The following is a 21,624-nucleotide window of genomic DNA, read 5'->3' as shown; positions in this document are numbered from 1 at the left end:
ACCAATGACGGTTGTTAAATACAAAACGCCCCGAAATTTTCGGGGCGTTTAGGTACTGGAGTGATTTTCCTCTTCGGATGATTATCTTGAAATTTGTGTTACCACATTCTGATCCTGTCTTCTGGTTTTTTGTACAGTTTATCGCCAGGTTTAACATCAAAAGCCTGGTACCATGCATCCATGTTCACTGGTGCACCAATGGTACGGTATGGCCCAGGTGAGTGTGGATCTGTTTTAATTAACTGTGCGGCAGTTTCTGGAAGGATGTTACCTCTCCATACCTGCGCCCAGGCTAAGAAGAACCTTTGATCAGGTGTAAAACCATCGATTTTCTCATTGCCCTGTCCTTGTTTAGTCATTTTAAAAGCTGTATATGCTGCATTTAAGCCGCCTAAATCACCAATGTTTTCACCCATGGTTAATTTACCAATAACATGAATGGTGTCAACAACCGTATAAGCATCGAACTGCTCACCTAGTGCTTTTGTTTTTTCTTCAAACTTTTTGCGGTCTTCTGCGGTCCACCAGTTTTTTAAGTTTCCGGCAGCATCATACTGGCTTCCACTGTCATCGAAACCATGGCTCATTTCGTGGCCAATTACTGCACCAATACCGCCATAATTTACAGCATCATCAGCATTCGGATCAAAGAACGGGAATTGTAATATACCTGCCGGGAAAACGATCTCGTTAAGTGTTGGACTGTAGTACGCATTTACTGTAGGCGGAGTCATGCCAAAACGCGTACGATCCAATGGTTTACCAAGCTGATCTATCATTTCATTGTATCCCCAAACGCCAGCATTGCGAAGATTTTGGAAATAAGTTCCTTTATTAATTACTAAACCATCGTAAGTTTTCCATTTTGCCGGATAGCCTACTTTTGGTGTAAAGGCATGAAGTTTGGCCAACGCTTTTTGCTTGGTTTCTGCACTCATCCACTCCAGGCCATTAATTCTGATTTCGAATGCTTTACGAAGGTTCGCAATAAGCTCATTCATACGTGCCATAGCTTCAGGTTTGAAATATTTAGCTACATATAACTGCCCAAGTAATTCGCCAATAGTTCCATCAGTTAATTGCGACATGCGTTGCCAACGTGGTGTTTGTACTTTTTGACCAGTTTGTGCTTGCGTAAAAGCGAAACTCGCTTTTACAAATGGAGAACTTAAACTAGAAGCAGAGCCTTTTAAAACATTCCATTCCAGATAGGTTTTCCAATCGTTTACAGAAACTGATTTAAGTAAACCATCTAAGCTTGTGAAAAACTTAGGTGAAGAAACCAATACGGTATCTTGACCGTTAATTTTGAATTTAGGTAAATATCCGCTCCAGTTGATGTTAGGAGTAGATTTGTTAAAGTCTGCAACCGTAAATTTATTGTAGGTAGCCTGTGGGTTACGCATTTCAACGCGCGACATTTGTGCTTCGGCTAAGGCAGTTTCGATCTTTAAGATGGCTGCAGCCTTTTGTTTTGCTACTTCTGTTGTATTCCCGGTAAGCGTAAAGAGCGTTACCATATAGGTGTTATAGGCTTCTCTGATCTTCTTGCTGCGGTCGTCATCTTTTAAATAATAATCACGGTCGGGTAATGTTGTTCCGCCCTGGCTCAGATTAACCATATATTTGGTTACATTTTTACGATCCTGGCCTACGCTGACACCAAACATAGCGCTCGCGATACCATTGGTTCTCAAATGAGCCACCTCATCTAAAACACCTTGAAGATCTTTAATTTGTTTAATCTTCTCTAAATCAGCTTTAATAGGGGTGTAACCTAACTTTTCGATGGTTGCGCTATCCATAGCGGCGGTGTAAAAATCACCTACTCTTCGCTTTACTGATCCGGCAGGGGCCGATTTATCTGCTGCTGCATCTTCTACGAGTGTTTTTACCGCGTTAATATTAAAATCACGAAGTTCGTTGAAACTTCCCCAGCGGGTTTCTTTAGCCGGAACAGGATTGTTCTTGATCCAGTTTCCACTTGCATATTGATAAAAATCATCTCCGGGCTTAACAGATAAATCCATGTTAGCAGGGTCGATAAATTTTTTGGGTGCTTGCGCATTCGCAGAAAAGCCAGCTGCAACAATGCCAAGTGCAGCAAAATATCTTTTCAAATTTGGGTATTTCATTCGCTTAATAAGTTAGTTTTAGCGAAATTTATGAAATACTCGTTAATAGTTGGGTAATATATTAGAAATATTACTTGTAGAACCAATAATAGATTTTAGCGAGGCCGATCCTTCGGATGAACTCAGCGGGTGAAAATAGGGTCTTGATCGATTTCATTATTTTTCAAATCTTATACACTATTAACATTTTTTAACAAAATTTATTGTGTTGCTGTAAAAATTTTTAGTATTAAGAATGATTCGGGATAAAGCATTTTATTTTCTTTATTTTTGATAAAATGCCTAATAATCAGGTTAAGAGGCGATATTTTGAATAGAAACAGTATGAGTCATTCCCACCATTCCGAAGATAGTTGCTGCAGCAGTAAAGTACAAGCCAATCACAAATCCCATGTGCACAGTCATGATGATGATGGCGATCATGACCATGATCATGGAGGAGATCCCGGGGTTTTCAGTGCCTATATACCAGCATTGGTTACATTAGTAATGCTGTTATTGGGAATCGGTTTCGATAATTGGTTCAAAGTACCCGCTTTTCAGGTGATTAGACCTTATTGGTATATAGTAGCCTATCTTCCTGTAGGTATTCCGGTGCTGCGGGAAGTTTGGGAAACATTTAAAGCACGAGATTTTTTTACTGAATTTTCTTTAATGTCCATCGCTACAATTGGGGCATTCTGCATAGGGGAGTATCCTGAAGGGGTAACGGTGATGCTGTTTTACACCATCGGAGAATTATTTCAAATGGCCGCGGTAAATAGGGCAAAACGAAATATTAAGGCCCTGCTCGATGTTAGAACGGATATCGCGCATGTATTTCGGAATGGAAAGTACGAACCTTTAAATCCTGAGCAAGTGGAGATCGGAGAAATGATTCAGGTGAAAGTAGGTGAGAAGGTGCCTTTAGATGGCGAAATGTTATCTGAAAAGGGGAGCTTTAATACCGCTGCTTTAACTGGTGAAAGTAGGCCTAAAACAATTAAAAAGGGAGCTGCTGTATTGGCCGGAATGCTTAATCTCGATCAGGTAATTGAAATAAAGGTGAATAAATTGTTTGCAGACAGCGCCCTTTCCAGGATTTTGGAAATGGTTCAAAATGCAACTGCCCGAAAGGCTAAAACAGAGCTCTTTATCCGGAAATTTGCTAAGGTATACACGCCTCTTGTATTCTTTTTGGCCCTGGCGTTGATCATTATTCCATTCCTCATTTTAAGAGAGAGCTATGATTTTCAAACCTGGTTATACCGGGCGCTGGTTTTTTTGGTTATTTCTTGCCCTTGTGCATTGGTTATTTCTATCCCCCTGGGATATTTTGGCGGAATCGGAGCTGCATCTGCCAATGGTATTTTATTTAAAGGCTCTAATTTTTTAGACCTGATAACCAAACTGAATACCGTTGTAATGGATAAAACGGGGACCTTAACCAAAGGCGTTTTTAAAGTTCAAAAGATAGTCAGTAGTATTGATGAGAAGGATTTTTTAAATTATTTAGTCGCCCTTGAACACAAATCAACCCATCCTATTGCCAGAGCAATTGTGGAGTATGCAAATCAAACAACTATTCAGCCCGCCGAAAATATAAGCGAAGTTGCTGGCATGGGCTTGAAAGGCGCTGTAAACCATAAGGAAGTATTGGCCGGAAATATCAGGCTTTTGGAGAAATTTAACATCGGGTTCGACCTAAGCTTGAAAGACATAGCGGAAAGCATTGTGGTTGTTGCTGTAAATCAGCAATATGCAGGTTATGTGCTGATAGCAGATGAAGTTAAAGAAGATTCCGCACAGGCCATTAAAGCGCTTCATGAAAATGGTGTAACACAAGTGGTTATGCTCAGTGGAGATAAGACCTCTATTGTTAAAAAAGTAGCTCAGCAACTGGGAATTGATACTTATTATGGCGATTTGCTTCCGGAAGATAAAGTGGCCAAACTTGAAGCGATAAAGAAAGATCAGTCAAAAGTTGTAGCCTTTGTTGGCGATGGTATAAATGACACACCAGTATTGGCCATTAGCGATATCGGCATTGCAATGGGGGCAATGGGAAGTGATGCGGCCATCGAAACTGCCGATGTGGTTATTCAAACGGACCAGCCTTCTAAAATTGCGACAGCCATTAAAATTGGTAAAGCCACAAAGCAGGTAGTGATTCAGAATATTGTACTGGCTTTTGCTGTTAAAGCATTGGTTTTAATTTTAGGTGCCGGAGGGCTTGCCACCATGTGGGAAGCAGTTTTCGCAGATGTTGGTGTTGCCCTTTTAGCCATATTAAATGCGGTCAGGATTCAGAAGATGAAGTTTTAGGTGTCTATCATTAATTATTGAATGATTGAATTTTGAATGATTGAATGTGATTGGCGATAGTATCATTCACTCATTCTTTCATTCACTCCTTCTCTCATTAATTATTGAATGATTGAATTTTGAATGATAGAATGTGATTGGCGATAGTATCATTCACTCATTCTTTCATTCACTCATCCACTCCTTCTCTCATTTTGTCATTCAATCATTAATTATTGAATAATTCCGCTACACAGTTTCACTTTAAATTTTGCCCTTAAAAACGTATTTTTGCCACTCAAATTGATATTGAATAATTTTTCATGAGTATATCCACCAAGTACAATCCTGCAGAAACAGAAGATAAATGGTATAGCTACTGGCTATCAAAGAAGTTTTTTCATTCAGAACCTGATGAGCGCGAGCCTTATACTATCGTCATTCCTCCACCAAATGTTACAGGAGTGCTGCACATGGGGCATATGCTTAATAATACCATTCAGGATGTATTGATCCGTAAAGCGCGGATGCAGGGCAAAAATGCTTGCTGGGTACCGGGTACCGATCATGCTTCTATTGCTACAGAAGCTAAGGTGGTAGCGATGCTGAAAGAGCAAGGCATAAACAAAAAAGATCTTTCAAGAGAAGAATTTTTGAAATATGCCTGGGAATGGAAAGAAAAGTATGGCGGGATCATCCTTGAGCAATTGAAGAAATTGGGGGCAAGCTGCGATTGGGACCGTACCCGTTTCACCATGGAAGAAGATCTTTCTGAGGCCGTTATCGATTCTTTTATCCATTTGTATAAAAAGGGATGGATTTATCGTGGCATCCGAATGGTAAACTGGGATCCGGCTGGAAAAACTGCTGTTTCGGATGAAGAAGTAATCCGTAAAGAAGTAAACCAGAAACTTTATTACATCAAATACCTGATCTCAGGCACTGAAGATCAGTTTATAACCATTGCAACCACACGTCCGGAAACGATTATGGCCGATGCAGCCATCTGTATCAATCCTAACGATGAGCGTTTTACACACCTCAAAGGTAAAAAGGTTTTTGTGCCTTTGGTAAATCACGAAATTCCGGTTATCCAGGATGAATATGTAGATATGGAATTTGGTACAGGTTGTTTGAAGGTAACACCGGCGCATGACCTGAACGACTATGAGTTAGGTGTAAAACACCACTTGCCAGTAACAGACATCTTAAATGACGATGGAACTTTGAATGAGCTGGCAGTTATTCTTGTAGGCGAAGATCGTTTCGTTGCCCGTAAAAAAATCGCCAAAATGCTCGAAGAGGCAGGTCATTTAGAGAAAGTAGAAGATTACAAATCTCAGGTAGGCTTTTCTGAACGGACAGATGCTGCGATTGAGCCTAAGCTCTCTATGCAGTGGTTTGTGAAGATGAAGGAAATGGCAGCGCCAGCATTAGCAGATGTTTTAAATGGCGATGTAAACCTGATTCCGAATAAATTTGAAAATACTTACCGCCACTGGATGGAGAACGTTCGCGATTGGAACATCAGCCGTCAGTTATGGTGGGGACAGAGAATTCCAGCCTGGTACGATGATAAAGGAAATTGGGTAGTAGCGAAAACTAAGGAAGAAGCACTAGAAGAATTCTGGAAGAAAAAACATTTGGATGAAACCTGTTCAGATACAGAAAAGGCAGGGTTTAAGCATCAACTCGAACCATTTTTAAGACAAGATGAAGATGTAATGGATACCTGGTTCTCTTCATGGTTGTGGCCGATTTCTGTTTTCGACGGTTTCAAAAATCCTGATAATAAAGACATCAACTACTATTATCCTACCAACGATCTGGTAACAGCTCCTGAAATTTTATTCTTCTGGGTAGCCCGTATGATTATGGCCGGACATGAGTTTATGGGTAAAAAACCATTCACCAATGTTTATCTTACCGGTATTGTGCGCGATAAATTGGGTAGAAAAATGTCTAAATCATTAGGTAACTCACCCGATCCGATTGGTTTAATCGAGAAATACGGTGCGGATGGTGTTAGGGTAGGGATGCTGCTTTGCTCACCTGCCGGTAACGACTTAATGTTTGATGAAAGCTATTGCGAACAAGGGCGAAACTTTGCCAACAAGGTTTGGAATGCCTTCCGTTTGGTAAAAGGCTGGGAAGTAGATCATAATCTAGAAAACCCGAATACACAGGCGATTGCCTGGTTTGAAAATCGTTTCAATGAGGCTTTAGTTGAAATTGAAGATAACTTTAAACAATACCGCTTGTCAGAAGCCTTAATGGCCACTTATAAGCTGGTTTGGGATGATTTCTGTGCCTGGTATTTAGAAATGGTTAAGCCTGTTTATCTACAGCCAATTGATGCTGAAAGCTACCAGGCTACAGTTAACTATTTCCAGAAAATATTAACCTTACTGCATCCATATATGCCTTTCTTAACAGAAGAGTTGTGGCACGATGAATTGTTTGGTGAGCGTACAGAGATGGATTGTTGTATCGTTGCAGAATATCCAAAAATCGGAAGTTTTGATGCCAACCTGCTTAAAGATGCAGAGATTATCAAAACAGTGGTTGCCGAAATTAGAAATGTTCGTAATCAGAAGCAAATTTCTCCAAAAGAGGCATTGCCATTAAATATTAAAGTAAACTCTGATTTAGACTACGAAAAATGGTTAAACATTGTTTTCAAACTGGCTAATATCAGCGAAGCAGAATTGGTTAATGATAAAATTGCTGGCGCAGCCGCGTTTATGGCGGGTAAGGATGAGTTTTTCATTCCTTTAGCAGATAACATAGATGTTGACGCAGAGCGTGAACGTTTAAATGCCGATTTGGTCTATCTGCAAGGTTTCCTGAAATCTGTTGATGCTAAGTTGAATAATGAGCGTTTTGTGCAGAATGCCAAACCTGAAATTGTAGATAATGAACGCAATAAAAAGGCAGATGCCGAAGCAAAAATCAAAATTATTGAAGAAAGCTTAGCCATGTTAGGTTAATCACCAGTTCGATTAAAATATTAAGCCCTTTAGAAAATTTTTCTAAAGGGCTTTTTTTGGGTTATGCTTTCAGGGGTGCAAACCTGATATGCTCTTAGCAGGCCTATGCTTTCTAAGCACGAAATTGTTACTCAACCCCCTCTTAATCTTCAAACTAAAATCCTATTTTGGAATCGATTAACTGTCATCATGATAATTAATCGAAACATTATCTAACCTCATTTAAACCAATCATTCTATGGAGAATTCCAGAAGAAAATTTATTAAGCAATCTGCCATTTTTGCTGCAGCTACCTATGCGGGTACCATGGGTATGAGTGCAAAAAGCTATGGCCGGATTTTGGGCGCAAACGATCGGGTAAGAGTTGGCGTAGTCGGCTTTTCAGATCGTTTCAGAGAAACTTTACTCCCTTGTTTCCTGAACCACAACAAGGAACTCAATTTTGATATGGTAGGGCTGTCTGATCTTTGGACATACAGAAGAGATTTAGGGATTGCCCATTTGAAAGAGAAATTTGGACATGATATCAAAGCTTGTAGAAATAATGATGAGCTGTATGCCATGAAGGATCTGGATGCAGTGATTATCAGTACAGCCGATTTTCAGCATGCATTACATACCATAGAGGCCGTTAAGGCCAATTGCGATGCCTATGTAGAGAAACCTTTTGCCGAAACCATGGACGACGCTAAAGCAGCCTTAAAGGCTGTAAAAGCGAGCAATAAGATCGTGCAAATAGGCTCTCAGAGAAGGAGTGGAGAGAATTATGCCAATGCTGCTGAATTTATTCAAAGCGGTAAATTTGGCCCCATCACCGCGGTAGATCTGGTTTGGAATGTAAACCAACCCGGCAGGTGGCGCAGGCCCGATCTGGTTGCCAAACTTAAAGAAGAAGATATTGATTGGAAACGTTTTTTACTTAATCGCCCTAACGATAGTTTCGACCCCCGTAAATATTTAGAATACCGCTTATTCTGGCCTTACTCATCAGGAATGCCAGGTCAATGGATGTCGCACCAGATTGATACTGTTCACTGGTTTACCCATTTAAAATACCCGCGCAGTGTGGTCGCCAATGGTGGCATCTACACCTGGAAAGATGGACGTAAAAACTGGGATTCGATGGTCGCCGTTTTTGATTACGGGCAGCCCGATTCGCAAGATGGATTCCAGGTAACTTTTACCTCACGCATGCAAAATAGTGTAGGAGATGTAGGAGAGGTATACTATTCAAATGGAGGTGAACTAAACCTCATCACCAATAAGGTTTCGCCAAAAGGCGGGTTAAAAGAAAAAGAAGCTGCGGCAATGGGTATGAAAGCTAACCTGCTTCCAACTTTTGATTTATCGAAAACGGAAATTAAAACCGCTACCGGAGCCAGTATGGGCGGCGACTCATTAACATCCGGTCACATGCGTAACTGGATGGAGTGCGTGCGCAGCAGAAAAACACCAAACGCACCAGTAGAAGCCGGTTACTCACACTCTATAGCCAATATCATGACCAACGCAGCCGTACGCACAGGCGCAAAAGCTGTATTCGATGAAGGAAAGCAGGAAGTAATGGCCAATGGCAAAATCTTTAAATATTAATTAGAACCAGTTAACAAAATTCAAATGTCAATCAATATCAAAAAATACACCCTTTTATCCCTCTGCTTAATTAGTTTATCTGCCGCTGCTCAAAAGGCAAAACCACTTTTTGATGGTAAAACGCTAACCGGCTGGAAATCTGTTGCCGGTGCCGCCTCTTACAAAGTAGAGGATGGAATGATTGTGGGCACCATGGTAAAAGGTACACCCAACTCTTTCTTAATCACCGAAAAAGAATATGGCGATTTTGTACTGGAACTGGATGTAAAACTGGAAGGTTCAACTACGAATACAGGCGTTCAAACGCGTAGTCACATCAAGCCTGAAGCCAACAATGGAAGAGGTTTGGTGTATGGCCGCCAGATGGAAATTGACCCTACGCCAAGAGCCTGGACTGGCGGAATTTACGATGAAGCGAGAAGACTATGGCTTTATCCTTTGGAGTTAAATACAGCAGCCAAACCATTATACAAAAAAGAAGAATTTAACCATTATCGTATAGAGTGTATTGGCAATGAAACCAAAACCTGGGTTAATGGAAGCCCTGTAGCCTATGTAATTGATACTTTGGATCAATCTGGATTTATCGGTTTACAAGTTCATGGAATTGGTTCGAACCTCGAAAATGATGGGAAAAAAGTTTACTTTAAAAATATTACCATCCAAACGGAAGGTTTAAAATCTAAAGCATTCCCTAAAGGAATATATACCGTTAATCTTACCCCCAACACCCTTTCAGATTATGAGAAATCTAATGGCTACAAATTGCTGTTCGATGGGAAGAGCAATAATGGTTGGGTAGGCGCTTATAAAAATGCTTTTCCTGCAAAGGGCTGGCAAATTGCCGATGGCGTATTAAGCGTACAACCTGCTAACGGTGCCGAGTCTACTAATGGTGGCGACATTGTAACTAAAGAACAATATGCTGCTTTCGATCTCTCATTCGAATTTAAGCTTACCCCAGGGGCAAACAGTGGTATAAAATATTTTGTAACCCTGAGCGAAAATAATTCAGGCTCTGCAATTGGCTTAGAATATCAGGTATTGGATGATGTACTTCACCCGGATGCGAAACTGGGAAGAGATGGAAACCGTACCTTAGCCTCACTTTACGACCTCATTACGGCAAAAAAAGAAGCAAGATTCCTTCGCCCGATTGGCTCGTGGAACAACGGTCGTGTGGTGGTTTACCCTAACAACAAAGTTGAGCATTACTTAAATGGAGTTAAAGTGGTAGAATATGTAAGGGGATCAGAAGAATTTAAAAAGATTGTTGCCATCAGTAAATATAAAGACTGGAAAAACTTTGGCGAAGCACCCAAAGGCCATATCTTAATTCAGGATCATGGTAACGCAGTTAGTTTTAGAACCATTAAATTGAAAACTTTATAATGCACCGTCGTTCATTTGTTAAAAGTTCAGCATTGTTGGGATCGGGGCTATTATTCGGAGATGCTGTTTTAGCCGATGTTTACCGCGATCAGATTATTCCTGTAGCCATGATCGGTTGTGGAGATCGGGGAAAGGGAGTGCTCTCTGTGCTCAAATCTATGCCAGCTAAATACAGGATAGCTGCGTACTGTGACGTACTCGATTTTCGATTAAAGGAAACTGAAAAATACGTTCCGGCAAATGCCAAAGCGATAAACGATTATCGCAAAGTTTTAGATGATAAAAGCATAGCAGCGGTTTTTATCGCTACACCCTTGAGCGAACACTTTAAGATTGCCAAAGAGGCTGTGCTGGCAGGAAAGCATGTGTATGTAGAAAAAACCATGACTTACGATATTCCTCAGGCACTGGAATTAAGAAAACTGGTCAAACAATACCCTAATCAGGTTTTTCAGGTGGGTTACCAGTACCGTTACTCTCCGCTCTATTTTAAGGTAAAAGATATGATTCAGAGTGGATACTTAGGTAAGGTGTCTCAAATAGATTGTCGCTGGGATAGAAATGGAACCTGGAGAAGGGCGGTTCCGGCGCCCGACCTCGAGAGAAAAATCAACTGGCGGATGTACAAGGAGTATTCAGGAGGTTTAGCCGCAGAACTGCTGTCGCATCAGATAGATTTTATCAACTGGGCATTTGAAACACAACCCGATGAAATTATGGGAAGTGGCGGGATTGATATTTTTAAAGACGGGCGTGAAACCTACGATAACATTCAGGCCATTCTTCGCTATAAAGAGAAAGGAATGATCGGTAATTTCGGTGCAACCTGCGGAAATGCACATGATGGCTATCTTTTCAAAATTAAAGGCACCAAGGGCTCGGTTTCACTGCTTACCAATACCGGATTATTCTATCCTGAAGAAAGTACCAGGAAAGATTTGGGTATTGTAGATGGGGTAACCGGTGCAACTAAAATAGTGGTCAATAAAGACGGGGGGATTCCGATTCTGGATAAACCCACCAAAGATGGCACTAACTATGCTTTAGAAGAGTTTTATCTCTCCATTACAACGGGCAAAACCCCGGCCTCTAATATCAATACCGGTACACAGGCCGCAATTTGCGTGGCCATGTGCAACGAAGCCATTTACTCGGGGAATAACCAATATTGGAAAAAGGGGTACGAGGTGTAAAATATCAAATTATAATCGGTAGTAGTGTGCCGATGATTAAACCCATTAGAAAAGCAAAAGCAGGAGCCCCATTTAAAGGTAGTCCTGCTTTTCGCTTTACTGCGTGTTCGCTGCAATCAGGTTTAAGGGGCAACAGTTTTGCTTCTATTAACCATTTCCCCTCATGTAGCCTAACTTTTGCTATAAAGACAGGTATTCGGGAATTTCCGGACTGAAGGTAAAGCTTCCCTTATCTAAATCCATCTTGGCGTAAACATGCTGTAAACCGTTGGTTAACACAATCCATTTCGCCTGATGAATCGAGTTGTATCGTGCTGCCTGTTCAAAAACCGCCTGGGTAATTTTTACTTTGGGCGCCTTGCATTCCACCAATACCAGTTTCTCGCCTATAGTGTTGTAAACCAGTATGTCGCTACGCTTTTGAAGCTGATTTAGAACCAGGCCACCTTCTATCTGGATTAATGTTTTGGGGAATTTCTTGCTGGCAATTAAGTCTTGAATAAAATGTTGACGAACCCATTCCTCCGGTGTTAAAACCAGGTGTTTCTTCCTCAGTTCATCGAAAATATAATAAACATTATCTTTTTGGGTAAGTTTAAAAGGATAAGGCGGAAGATTTAACGGGGTGGGGGTAAACATTTTATTATTTCTATTTTTAGCAATTAAATAATTATAGGTTTTTAGCTATTCTAAAGCCAAGATCATCAATTTTAAAAGATTTAGGATGACTCCTGCGGCGATTAGTAGCCATACAGCCTCTCTCTTCATCGCACCAGCCACCACCACGAATAATACGGTAAGAGCCATATACCGTTTCATCATAAATATCCGAGCACCATTCCCAAACATTTCCCAGCATATCGTAAAGGCCGAAGGCATTTGGAACTTTTAAACCCACTGGGTGTGTAGTACCGTTGGCATTATTCTTATACCAGGCAATATGATCTAATTCTGCATATCTAATGCCCTGAGTGCCGGCTTTACAAGCGTACTCCCATTCGGCTTCGGTAGGTAAGCGATAGCCATTGGCCAGGTTATCGAATTGGTAATCATCGGTATCAACGTTAAAAATATAGCAAGGATTTAAATCTGAAATACTGGAGAGTTGATTGCAAAAACTGATGGCATCCCTCCATGAAATAGTTTCTACAGGTAGAGTGCTGCCAGAAAAGGTACTTGGCGATGTCTGCATCACCTGACCATACAATTCCTGGGTTATGGCATACTTACTGAGCAAAAAAGACCTTATTTGAACTGTCCAAATGTGCTTTAACCGATCATCACGTAAGGTAATTTCACCATTTGGAATAGTAACCAATTGAGCATTTAATAAGTCGACATCCAAAATTTCGTTGTTTTCCTGAATCATTGTATCGATTTGAGGCTTACCATTATTAAAAATTACCAGAAGGCCAAAGTTAATATTTGTGAATAAACAATTCATCTAATTTCTTAAATCCTAAAAGCTAAATTGTAATTTTACAGGCAATGACTGCTGCCGAAATCATCAAAGACATTAAAGCCCGAAAATTTAAACCCGTGTACCTTTTACATGGAGAGGAATCTTACTACATTGATGAAATAACCGATTATATAGAAGATAAGCTGTTAAGTGATGCCGAAAAAGGATTCAATCAAACGGTGCTCTACGGTAAAGATACTGATATGTCAACTGTGTTGGGCGCGGCAAAGCGTTATCCGATGATGTCAGACTATCAGGTGGTGATTGTAAAAGAGGCACAAGACCTAAAATGGGGTAAAGAAGATGCGGGCAGTAAGGAAGCAGAATTTGTACTCAATTATTTCGAAAAACCTTTGCCAAGCACCATTCTCGTGCTGGCTTTTAAATATGCCAATTTCGATAAACGCAAGAAAATATACAAAGCCATCAGTAAAAGTGGTTTAATTTTTCAGTCTGATCCCATTCGCGATTATAAAATCGCGGCCTGGATTGATGATTTCGTTAAAGATAAAGGATATAAAATAGACCCACAGGCTTCAGCACTCATGGCTGAATATTTAGGCACCGATCTTTCCAAAATCTCTAATGAGACTGAAAAGCTCATGCTGAATGTGCCCAAAGAAGTAACCATCAATACTGATCATATTCAAAAGAATATCGGTATCAGCAAAGAATATAATGTTTTTGAGCTGCAAAAGGCTTTAGCCATTCGCGATGTTTTGAAATGCAACCGAATCATCAACTACTTTGCAAGCAATCCAAAAGCCAATCCAACAGTGATGGTTTTAGCCAATCTGGGCGGTTATTTCACTAAATTGCTGCGCTACCATTACCTGCCAAATAAGGCAGAAGCCGCCTCGGCGCTTGGAATCCCCCCGTTTTTTGTAAAAGATTATGAAGTGGCTGCCAGAAATTATAATACAGGTAAAGTTTTTCAGGTAATCAGCCTGCTTAGAGAATATGATTTAAAGAGCAAGGGACTGGATAGTAGCGGCAATGTAGATGATGGTGAACTTTTGAAAGAACTGGTGTTTAAAATGGTGCATTAGTTTATATTTCGTTTAACTGTTTACAATTCAACAATTAGTCAATTCAACAATTAAACAGTTAAGCAATTAGTCAGTTAAACAATAAACAATTAAACAATGCTACAAGGATTAAGAACAATCGTTTATTATGTAAATGATTTAGCTGCGGCTAAAGCGTGGTACAAAGATGTTTTTGGAATTGAACCCTACTTTGATGAACCCTTTTACGTAGGATACAATGTAGGCGGCTACGAACTTGGTTTAGATCCAGATGATTCAGGATATAGCAATGGCAACCATTCCATTACTTACTGGGGTGTTGAGAATATTGAAGCAGCTTTTACAAAATTCAAGACGCTTGGGGTCGAAATACACCAGGAGCCTAAAAATGTTGGTGGACCGATTTGGGTTGGAAGTATTTTTGATCCCTTTGGTAATGTAATTGGCTTTATTGAAAATCCAACGTTCAAAGTCGAAAACTCCTAAGCATACCCATTAATGAACTTGTTGCCGGGCTACTTGGCGGAATAATTGATAATTGCTGGTATAACCTTGGCAAACTGGATTATTGTGTTGTTTAAACAGTAGGTATCCCCATATTAGTATAACTCTAATTTTATAGTTTGGAAAGGTACAGCAGTAGCCAGTAGGCGGTGTTCTGTCCCGCTCGCGCTTCTGCCGATAGAAAATCGGCATCACGCTAAATCGGGTTTAGATACCACGGTCTGTCAAGGCAAAACCCCAAATTATTGGAAATGGTTTTATATCAAATCCTTCGTATGATAAATCTCAATTGCCAAAACTTAAATTAACCAGCCCTTACCCCTGCTAAACCAGGAGGAGTAGGGGCTGGTGTTCAGACTTGATGGTATCGCTGTGGGCTGCTAAACCTGGTTTGAACAAACCAATGCCCAATAAACGAATGGCCAATTAAAAGCTCCACTTTGCCAGCCGTTTATTGGATAGGTTTCTGATTGATATAGCCAACAGAATAACGGTTGCCAGAATGATAGACACCAGCCTTTCATAGGGGTAACGCTTTTCTGCTTCAAATCTTTTTAGCGGTATTTTCTCTACACCTGTTGAGGAGATAGGCTTTTCCAGAAAAATGTTCGGGTAAAAACGTAGTCTGATTTGTTCATGATGCTGCCGTACAGCCTGTTGGAAATCCAGGTGGGAATCCAGGTCTGATCCAGCCACTTCGTTAATACCCAATTGAGTTTGTATGGTCGGAATAAAAAGAGCAGCCATGTTGGTAAAGTGTTGCCGGGCAATAAGCTTTCTTTCTATAGCCGATCTGCTCTCTTTGGCCTGGTCATCGCCCATTTGCTGCATACCATAATACCAAAACCAGCTAAAGGTTTTATCATGCGGAAATGGATATTTTTTCAGTTCTGGATAATGTTCAAAAAATGGTTTCATTGTTACCTCTTTAGGCATATCCCATTTCTCATGATAGCCCTCTCTTTGATTAATCACGTTTTGTAAGGCCTCGGGTACTGAAAACCTTTGGCTTAGCCATAAGTTCAAGGTAGCGGGAACAATAATACACAGTACTACCCAGAATGCCACAAGTGCCGAAGCATTGTAACTGGATGACTTACCTAACGAGATAATGAAAACTGATATTGCAAACCAGAAGGCCAGATAAAGAACAATCAACGCAAATGCCAGCACCAGGGTTTGATCTAGGGGTAGATTTAGGTACCAGACAGATATGCCCATTAGTAAGATCGCCACAGCGTAAATCGCTCCTATTCGGATTAGAAACTTCCGCCAAATCACCCGAAAGAGATGGTCTGACTGTGATTTAAGCAGCGGCCAAATGCCACTTTCCCGCTGTTCTGATATCAGATTATAACTAAAAGCAATAATCACCAGTGGGAAAAGAAACAAGAAAACAAAGCTAACATCCATGTTTCCCAAAAGCATGCTTACAGGGTTGGTCAGTTCAGTATCGTAAAGTTGCCCCTCCAGGGCCAGCATCGTTACCGAAATCAGATAGGGGTTAATATCCCGTTGCCCGTTGGCGAAGGCAGCCCATTGCCCGGGTATATTAGCCGTAGAAAATTTATTATGGTAGAAAAACAGGCCGATATCCTTACCAAAATGTGCTACGTTTTCATCGGTGCTCTTTTGTTGTAGTAAGGCTGCCTTTTCAATTACGGCCTGTTGATCAGCGATAAAGGATTTTCCAAAATATAATGCCGCAATACCTGTAAAAAGTAATATTGCAATTCCGATCCATGCCGATCGGCTTCTTAAAAACAGTTTGATTTCTAAATTATAAGTACTTGTTTTCATCTCGTTATATAGTTTTAATCCACCTTGATGAATATTGAAGTAGAAGTATACTGGCCATTAACCAGATAAAAATAGATAGCAAAGACATGAGCTCTTTTGGTATTACCTGGCCCAGACTATCAAATTGGTAGTTGAAATCGGGTTGTTCTGCCCAGTAAGCACGATTAATGGCTAGGGGTTTTTCATCTTCCCCGGGGGCGATATTACTGATCTTATCAATCTGTAGTTTGTTCATCTTCTGAGCCAGTCCATATCGATAATTTTCGGCCTGCTTCTGGAAATTGATGTAGGTGTTGAAATCAGAGGCGGTTAAGGCCATAGAAATCTGTTTCAGCGCCAGGTAGGGGTTTAATAGTCCTGCCATGCCCATTACGCTATTCTGTTGCTCAAAGGTTTTGTTTAGTGCCTGTTGGTGCTTGCTGTAAATCATAGAGGTGATCTTTTCACCCTCAGCCATAATGTACCCCCCATAATTAAATGGAAGCTTCTTAACATCATCTACTCCATATTTGTGGAGCAGTGAATCTTTAATGGCAGCATAATGCAGATCATTGGGGTCATGACTGTCGCCCTGTTTTTTAACATCATCGGATATTGCATCTGCAAATTCTATTTTGGATGGTGAAGGGTAAATTTTAGTGCCAATAGCCTGTGATACACGAGGGATGAGAATGGTAAAAAGTATCCATCCCGATAATAGAGCAGTCAGGGCTATCTTGGAACTGCGCTGAAAAGCAGATACCAGCACAGTAATGGCCGAAACGATAAAGAAATAAATCGAATAGCTGATGATAAGGGTAATTAAACGCAAAGTAGCATCGCTTCCAATTTCCCAGTCGCTAAGCTGTGCCCACAACAGAATGGTGAGCAGGATTAAGGGGATAAAAATGGTGAGTGCAACACCAATGATGCCCCATGTTTTCCCCCATAATAGTTTCTTCCAGCTCACGTTCTGGCACAGTAGAATTTTGAGTGTTCCCGATTCTCTTTCGGCAGATATACAATCGTAGCCCAGAAAGATGATCAGCAGGGGTACCAGTAGCTGCAATACCATAGCTATGCTGATTTCGCCGAAGCGAAGCATTCCATTGGAAAATCCTGCTTCACTGAAATTAACCGTGTTTTGTTTGTGTGCCTCCAGAAAGATCGAAACCCCGGCAAAACTTTCAATGCCAAAGTCAAAAAAGCTCAGCTCGTGCTTTTCACGGAAGGCAAGGTATCCATAGTGTGCCATTCGGTGAGGATGCTTATCTGGTTTAGCCAGCCATTGTTTCCTAACCAACTCCTTATAATGCAAACGCTGGTTGTTTTGTTCCTTAAAATTTTGCCAGCCAATATAGGTGGCCAAACAGAGTGCAGTACCTAACAGTAGTGTTAACGCGAATGTTGCCCGGTTGCCGAATGCCGTTTTGTAAGTATGCTTTGCTATGGTAAAAATAATTCCCGATTTCATATGCGATAGGTTACATTAAACATTACATTTCGTGGCGTACCAGGAAAAAGACGCAGGTAATTCTGTGCACCAACCCAATAGGTTTTGTTTAAGATATTGTTGATATTCATAGAGAGCTGAACTTTTGACGATGATGGTGCATAGTACAGGGCCGCATCTAATATGGTATAACCCGGCAGGAGAAAGTCTCTGATGTACAAAGGGAGTTTGTTCCCGCTAAACTGAGCGCCTGCACCAATACCAAATCCGTTGAGTTTTTTAGACCCGAGGTTGTAACGTGTCCATAAGCTGGCACTGTGTTCGGGGGTATTCTGTACCCTGCTACCAATTACCGCAGGATTAAAATCATTGGTAACTATGGCTTTAACGTAACTATACCCCACATTAAACTGCCAGTTTGGTCTGATAAAGCCCGATGATTCCACCTCGATTCCTCTGCTGCGCTGCGAACCACGTTCAATCAAACGGTTCACATCCAAAGGATCGTTGGCATTCATCAAAAGGTTTTTCTGGTTAATTTCAAATAAAGATAGATTCACCATGAGGCTGCCATCAAGCCATTCAGACTTAGCACCTATTTCTTTCAGATTACTCTCCAAAGGTTTAAAATTTGTACCTGCGGGTGGAGGAACGATCACCAGACTTGAAGTATTTCCCTGTGGCTGATATCCTTGAAGATAAGTGCCGTAGACATTAATATTGCCCGTTACTTCATAGGTAACTCCAATTCTTGGCAAAAGTTTATGCTGGTATATTTTCTTTTGAGTAGCGAGCTTATAATTACTATAATCTTCGTACCACTCTTGTCTGATACCCAGGGTAAGTGTAACCTTGTCGTATTTGATCTGGTCTTGCAGATATATTCCATTTACCAGATTGTAAGCAGGTAATATCTCCACTTTGGTAAATACGTAATCATTTAGATTTTTTAAAGTATAAACAGGGTTAGAAAGGTTAAAATGCTCAACATTAGGTACAGGGGCGCTTACCCCATTAACGGTTGTCATTTGGTAGAGATCTTTTTTAGTCGCATCATATCTGGCAACCACTGTTCCATCTTTTAAACGATACCCCTGGGCAGTGTTTATCCCGCCTCCCCGAAGTTTCTGGGTTGAAATGCGGTCGTAACCCAGCACAATCTTATGTTCCAGCACACTTGTACGGGTATTAATGCTTAAATAGGTACTGAGGTTATCGGTACTGAATTTCTGTTGGCGCTGAACGGCAATCATACCGGCCAATGTCCGTATGGGCTGATTATTTTCGTCTACAGCAAAGGCGTTGTTGGTACGATGCTCCAGAAGGTCTTCAGTCCAGTTTTGTTTCATGTAAGCAACATTGAAAGATATGTTTTGAGTGATTTTATGCGCCAGATTAGCCATCAACATCAGGTCTTGTGAATTAAACCTGTCGTTGCTGGCCCCCATATTGAAACTAATAGGGGTGCTGTTTAGGTCTGTTTGGCCTGCAACTGCACCAAATATGGCCTGGCCTCTATCTAATCTGGAGTTGCTGTTGTTTATTATCGCTTCCACGTTTAGACTAGTGCGCTCATTTGGGATATAAGAAAAGGAAGGTGCAATGATGTATCCTTTTCTGTACTGCAGATCTCTGAAACTTTTGCTGTCTTCATAGCCCAGGTTAAGTCGGTAAAGGAGGGTTTTATCCGCGTTCAGTGGGCCTGTAAAATCCAGTGCACCACGCACAGTGCTGAAACTCCCTCCAGACAGGCTGATTTCCTTTCGGTCTTGGGCAAGGGGCTTTTTAGTAACCAGGTTGATGCTTCCTCCCGGATCGACGCTCGAGAAGGTTGCACTTGCAGGGCCTTTTATTACTTCAATACGCTCCAGGTTACTGGTTAAGGGTTGGTTAAAATAATACTGACGGGTACGCATACCATTAATAATCACACCCTCTTCATTCTGATTGATCCCCCTGATGGCAAATTGGTTATAAAAGCTACTCTGAGATACGCTGGTGACATTTTTTATGGCGTCGGCTAATACTGCTGCCTGCCTGTCGGCAATTAATTCTTTAGATATGGAAGCAATAGCCTGTGGTATATCCTTGTTTAATGAAGCTGTTTTCGTGGCCGAGAAAGAATAGTTTCCATAGTACTTTTTTCCGTTGGTACCCACAATCTCTACCGTTTGAAGTTCTTCGCTGGAAACGGGCATCACAAAGGTATTTAAAGCCTGATCTCCGCTTTCGCGAATGACATGAGATTCAGAAATAGTGCCGAATCCGATTGCTGATAGGGTAATGTGGTAAGTGCCGGATTTGGAAAGTAATATTGTGAATTTTCCCGAAGTGTCACTGCTGGTGTGAAGCAAATCCTTTCCATTTTTGAATCTGATGGTTGCTTTTTGAATCGCATTACCCGCTTTATCGGTTACCTTTCCCTTTACACTTACCTGTGCTACGGCAACAGCACTGAAGAAGGAGAGCAGCAAAAACAGAAAACCGGCCCGCATTACGATACGGGATATATATAGATGATACATTAGTGCTCGAGTTAAATGGTTTGTAAGTAAAGCTCCTGAAGATCTGTAGCAGAAATTTCACTTGCTTTAACCGTGTGGATTAATGTTCCTTGCTTCATAATACCAATATGGGTACCTAAACTCACGGCATTAAAGATATCGTGCGTAGCCATGAGGATAGACCTGCCTGCTTCGGCCAGTTTTTTCACCAGTTCGGTAAACTCTGCAGTAGCCTTAGGGTCTAGTCCGCTTGTGGGTTCATCCATCAATATAATTTTGGCATCCTTGGCCACTGCAATGGCGATCCCAACCTTTTGGCGCATGCCCTTACTAAAACCAGCAAGAGGCTTGTGGTGTGCGGAAGATTGTAATCCACAAGCATTAAGGAAATCGATTAGCTTGTCTTCGCTGTAGCTAAAACCGGCCAACCTGGAAAAGTAGTTTAAGTTTTCAATGGCAGTAAGGTTTCCATAAAGCATAACCACCTCCGGGATATAAGCGAGATGCTGTCTGCGTAAGTCATCAGCTGCAGAAACTTCTTCGTTATTGATGAGGATTTTTCCTTCGCTTGGGGATATAAAACCCAGAAAGAGATTAATTGTTGTCGTTTTTCCGGCACCGTTTTGGCCAAGCAAACAGTAAACTTCTCCTGCATTTACAGTAAGGTTTAACTGCTTTAACGCCTGATACGATCCATAATTTTTGGATAGTGAAATAGCTTGAAGCATAAAAAAAATAAAAAGTAAAAAGATGTAAGCGTGGACATGTCCATGCAATAAACAGCGTTTTAATAAATCGCTATATAGAAGTTTCCTTTTGGAATTTAAGCTGAAATAATGGGCGGACCCTTGTTGGTGGCAGCCAGAATGTAGGCTAGCGGATGTTTAATGCTAAAAAAGGAAAGGCTGGTTTTAGGTACATCATTTCCTAAAATAAATGTGCTGTTTGAAGGTAAAATATAGTGATGTGACTGGTATTTAAGCAGCTCGCAAAAGCTACATTTTATTTTGGCAACCTTTAATTGTGAGGCCGAATGCACTTTTTCCGTACCATTTGCAGTAGGAGCACAATCCTGATCGTGATGGTGCAAACTTTCGAAAAGAAGGACGCTCGAAAACAATATCAACAGCAAAACCGCCCATATTTGGATGAGGAAAGGCTTGCGATATAGATTGTTTTTACTTCTCAATGCAACAAAGGTACATTTATAAGGGGAGTTTTTCGCTAATTTTCAATAAAAATGTTTGCTTCAATCCGTTTGGTAATTGCTTTATCAATTATTATCAATATTATTAATCGGCTCAATA

Annotated in this window: 15 protein-coding genes; 7 read left to right on the top strand and 8 right to left on the bottom strand. The window is 40.9% G+C overall.

Annotation, left to right across the window (positions count from 1 at the left end; translation table 11 throughout):
* Positions 1 to 98: 98 nt before the first annotated feature.
* On the bottom strand, positions 99 to 2,135 hold the full coding sequence (locus tag ACQY77_RS06455) for a M13 family metallopeptidase (RefSeq protein ID WP_421938801.1): 2,037 nt from the start codon (positions 2,133 to 2,135) through the stop codon (positions 99 to 101).
* 324 nt (positions 2,136 to 2,459) lie between these two features.
* On the opposite strand from ACQY77_RS06455, the gene ACQY77_RS06450 reads away from it, so the two are divergent.
* The 5 genes from ACQY77_RS06450 to ACQY77_RS06430 all read left to right on the top strand — a co-directional run bounded on the left by ACQY77_RS06450 (position 2,460) and on the right by ACQY77_RS06430 (position 11,587).
* On the top strand, positions 2,460 to 4,439 hold the full coding sequence (locus tag ACQY77_RS06450; RefSeq protein WP_421938802.1) for a heavy metal translocating P-type ATPase: 1,980 nt from the start codon (positions 2,460 to 2,462) through the stop codon (positions 4,437 to 4,439).
* A gap of 302 nt (positions 4,440 to 4,741) precedes the next feature.
* On the top strand, positions 4,742 to 7,408 hold the full coding sequence (locus tag ACQY77_RS06445; protein WP_421938803.1) for a valine--tRNA ligase: 2,667 nt from the start codon (positions 4,742 to 4,744) through the stop codon (positions 7,406 to 7,408).
* 238 nt (positions 7,409 to 7,646) lie between these two features.
* Entirely contained in the window at positions 7,647 to 9,002 is a 1,356-nt protein-coding gene (locus ACQY77_RS06440) for a Gfo/Idh/MocA family protein (protein ID WP_421938804.1), read from the top strand.
* Between the two features lie 24 nt (positions 9,003 to 9,026).
* Entirely contained in the window at positions 9,027 to 10,394 is a 1,368-nt protein-coding gene (locus ACQY77_RS06435; RefSeq protein WP_421938805.1) for a 3-keto-disaccharide hydrolase, read from the top strand.
* Positions 10,394 to 11,587, top strand: coding sequence for a Gfo/Idh/MocA family protein (locus tag ACQY77_RS06430; protein WP_421938806.1), 1,194 nt, complete (start codon positions 10,394 to 10,396; stop codon positions 11,585 to 11,587). The genes ACQY77_RS06435 and ACQY77_RS06430 overlap by 1 nt, the downstream gene beginning before the upstream one ends.
* A gap of 180 nt (positions 11,588 to 11,767) precedes the next feature.
* On the opposite strand, the gene ACQY77_RS06425 is transcribed toward ACQY77_RS06430, so the two are convergent.
* Together ACQY77_RS06425 and ACQY77_RS06420 are read right to left on the bottom strand one after the other, a co-directional pair.
* Positions 11,768 to 12,226, bottom strand: a complete 459-nt coding sequence (locus ACQY77_RS06425) for a type I restriction enzyme HsdR N-terminal domain-containing protein (protein WP_421938807.1) — start codon at positions 12,224 to 12,226, stop codon at positions 11,768 to 11,770.
* Positions 12,227 to 12,257: 31 nt separating this feature from the next.
* On the bottom strand, positions 12,258 to 12,956 hold the full coding sequence (locus ACQY77_RS06420; protein ID WP_421938808.1) for a formylglycine-generating enzyme family protein: 699 nt from the start codon (positions 12,954 to 12,956) through the stop codon (positions 12,258 to 12,260).
* A 119-nt stretch (positions 12,957 to 13,075) separates the two neighbouring features.
* Between ACQY77_RS06420 and holA the strand changes: the two genes are divergently transcribed.
* Entirely contained in the window at positions 13,076 to 14,098 is a 1,023-nt protein-coding gene (holA, locus tag ACQY77_RS06415) for a DNA polymerase III subunit delta (RefSeq protein ID WP_421938809.1), read from the top strand.
* A 96-nt stretch (positions 14,099 to 14,194) separates the two neighbouring features.
* The gene (locus tag ACQY77_RS06410; RefSeq protein WP_421938810.1) at positions 14,195 to 14,563 is read left to right on the top strand and encodes a VOC family protein; all 369 of its coding nucleotides are present in this window, start codon (positions 14,195 to 14,197) and stop codon (positions 14,561 to 14,563) included.
* Between the two features lie 444 nt (positions 14,564 to 15,007).
* Here the strand turns inward: ACQY77_RS06410 and ACQY77_RS06405 are convergent, their stop codons facing one another.
* The 5 genes from ACQY77_RS06405 to ACQY77_RS06385 all read right to left on the bottom strand — a co-directional run bounded on the left by ACQY77_RS06405 (position 15,008) and on the right by ACQY77_RS06385 (position 21,449).
* Positions 15,008 to 16,381: a DUF3526 domain-containing protein gene (locus ACQY77_RS06405; protein ID WP_421938811.1), complete on the bottom strand. Its 1,374-nt coding sequence runs from the start codon at positions 16,379 to 16,381 to the stop codon at positions 15,008 to 15,010.
* Positions 16,382 to 16,385: 4 nt separating this feature from the next.
* On the bottom strand, positions 16,386 to 17,834 hold the full coding sequence (locus tag ACQY77_RS06400) for an ABC transporter permease (protein WP_421938812.1): 1,449 nt from the start codon (positions 17,832 to 17,834) through the stop codon (positions 16,386 to 16,388).
* The gene (locus ACQY77_RS06395) at positions 17,831 to 20,338 is read right to left on the bottom strand and encodes a TonB-dependent siderophore receptor (RefSeq protein ID WP_421938813.1); all 2,508 of its coding nucleotides are present in this window, start codon (positions 20,336 to 20,338) and stop codon (positions 17,831 to 17,833) included. Before ACQY77_RS06395 ends, ACQY77_RS06400 begins: the two co-directional genes overlap by 4 nt.
* Before the next feature lie 11 nt (positions 20,339 to 20,349).
* On the bottom strand, positions 20,350 to 21,045 hold the full coding sequence (locus tag ACQY77_RS06390; RefSeq protein ID WP_421938814.1) for an ABC transporter ATP-binding protein: 696 nt from the start codon (positions 21,043 to 21,045) through the stop codon (positions 20,350 to 20,352).
* 95 nt (positions 21,046 to 21,140) lie between these two features.
* Positions 21,141 to 21,449 (bottom strand): hypothetical protein, encoded by a 309-nt coding sequence (locus tag ACQY77_RS06385; RefSeq protein WP_421938815.1) that lies wholly within the window; start codon positions 21,447 to 21,449, stop codon positions 21,141 to 21,143.
* Positions 21,450 to 21,624: the final 175 nt, after the last annotated feature.

The sequence above is a fragment of the Pedobacter sp. genome (genome assembly GCF_965279535.1).
Lineage (GTDB): Bacteria > Bacteroidota > Bacteroidia > Sphingobacteriales > Sphingobacteriaceae > Pedobacter.
Note: the sequence above shows the minus strand (reverse complement) of the source record. Positions and strands in the feature narration are given on the sequence as shown.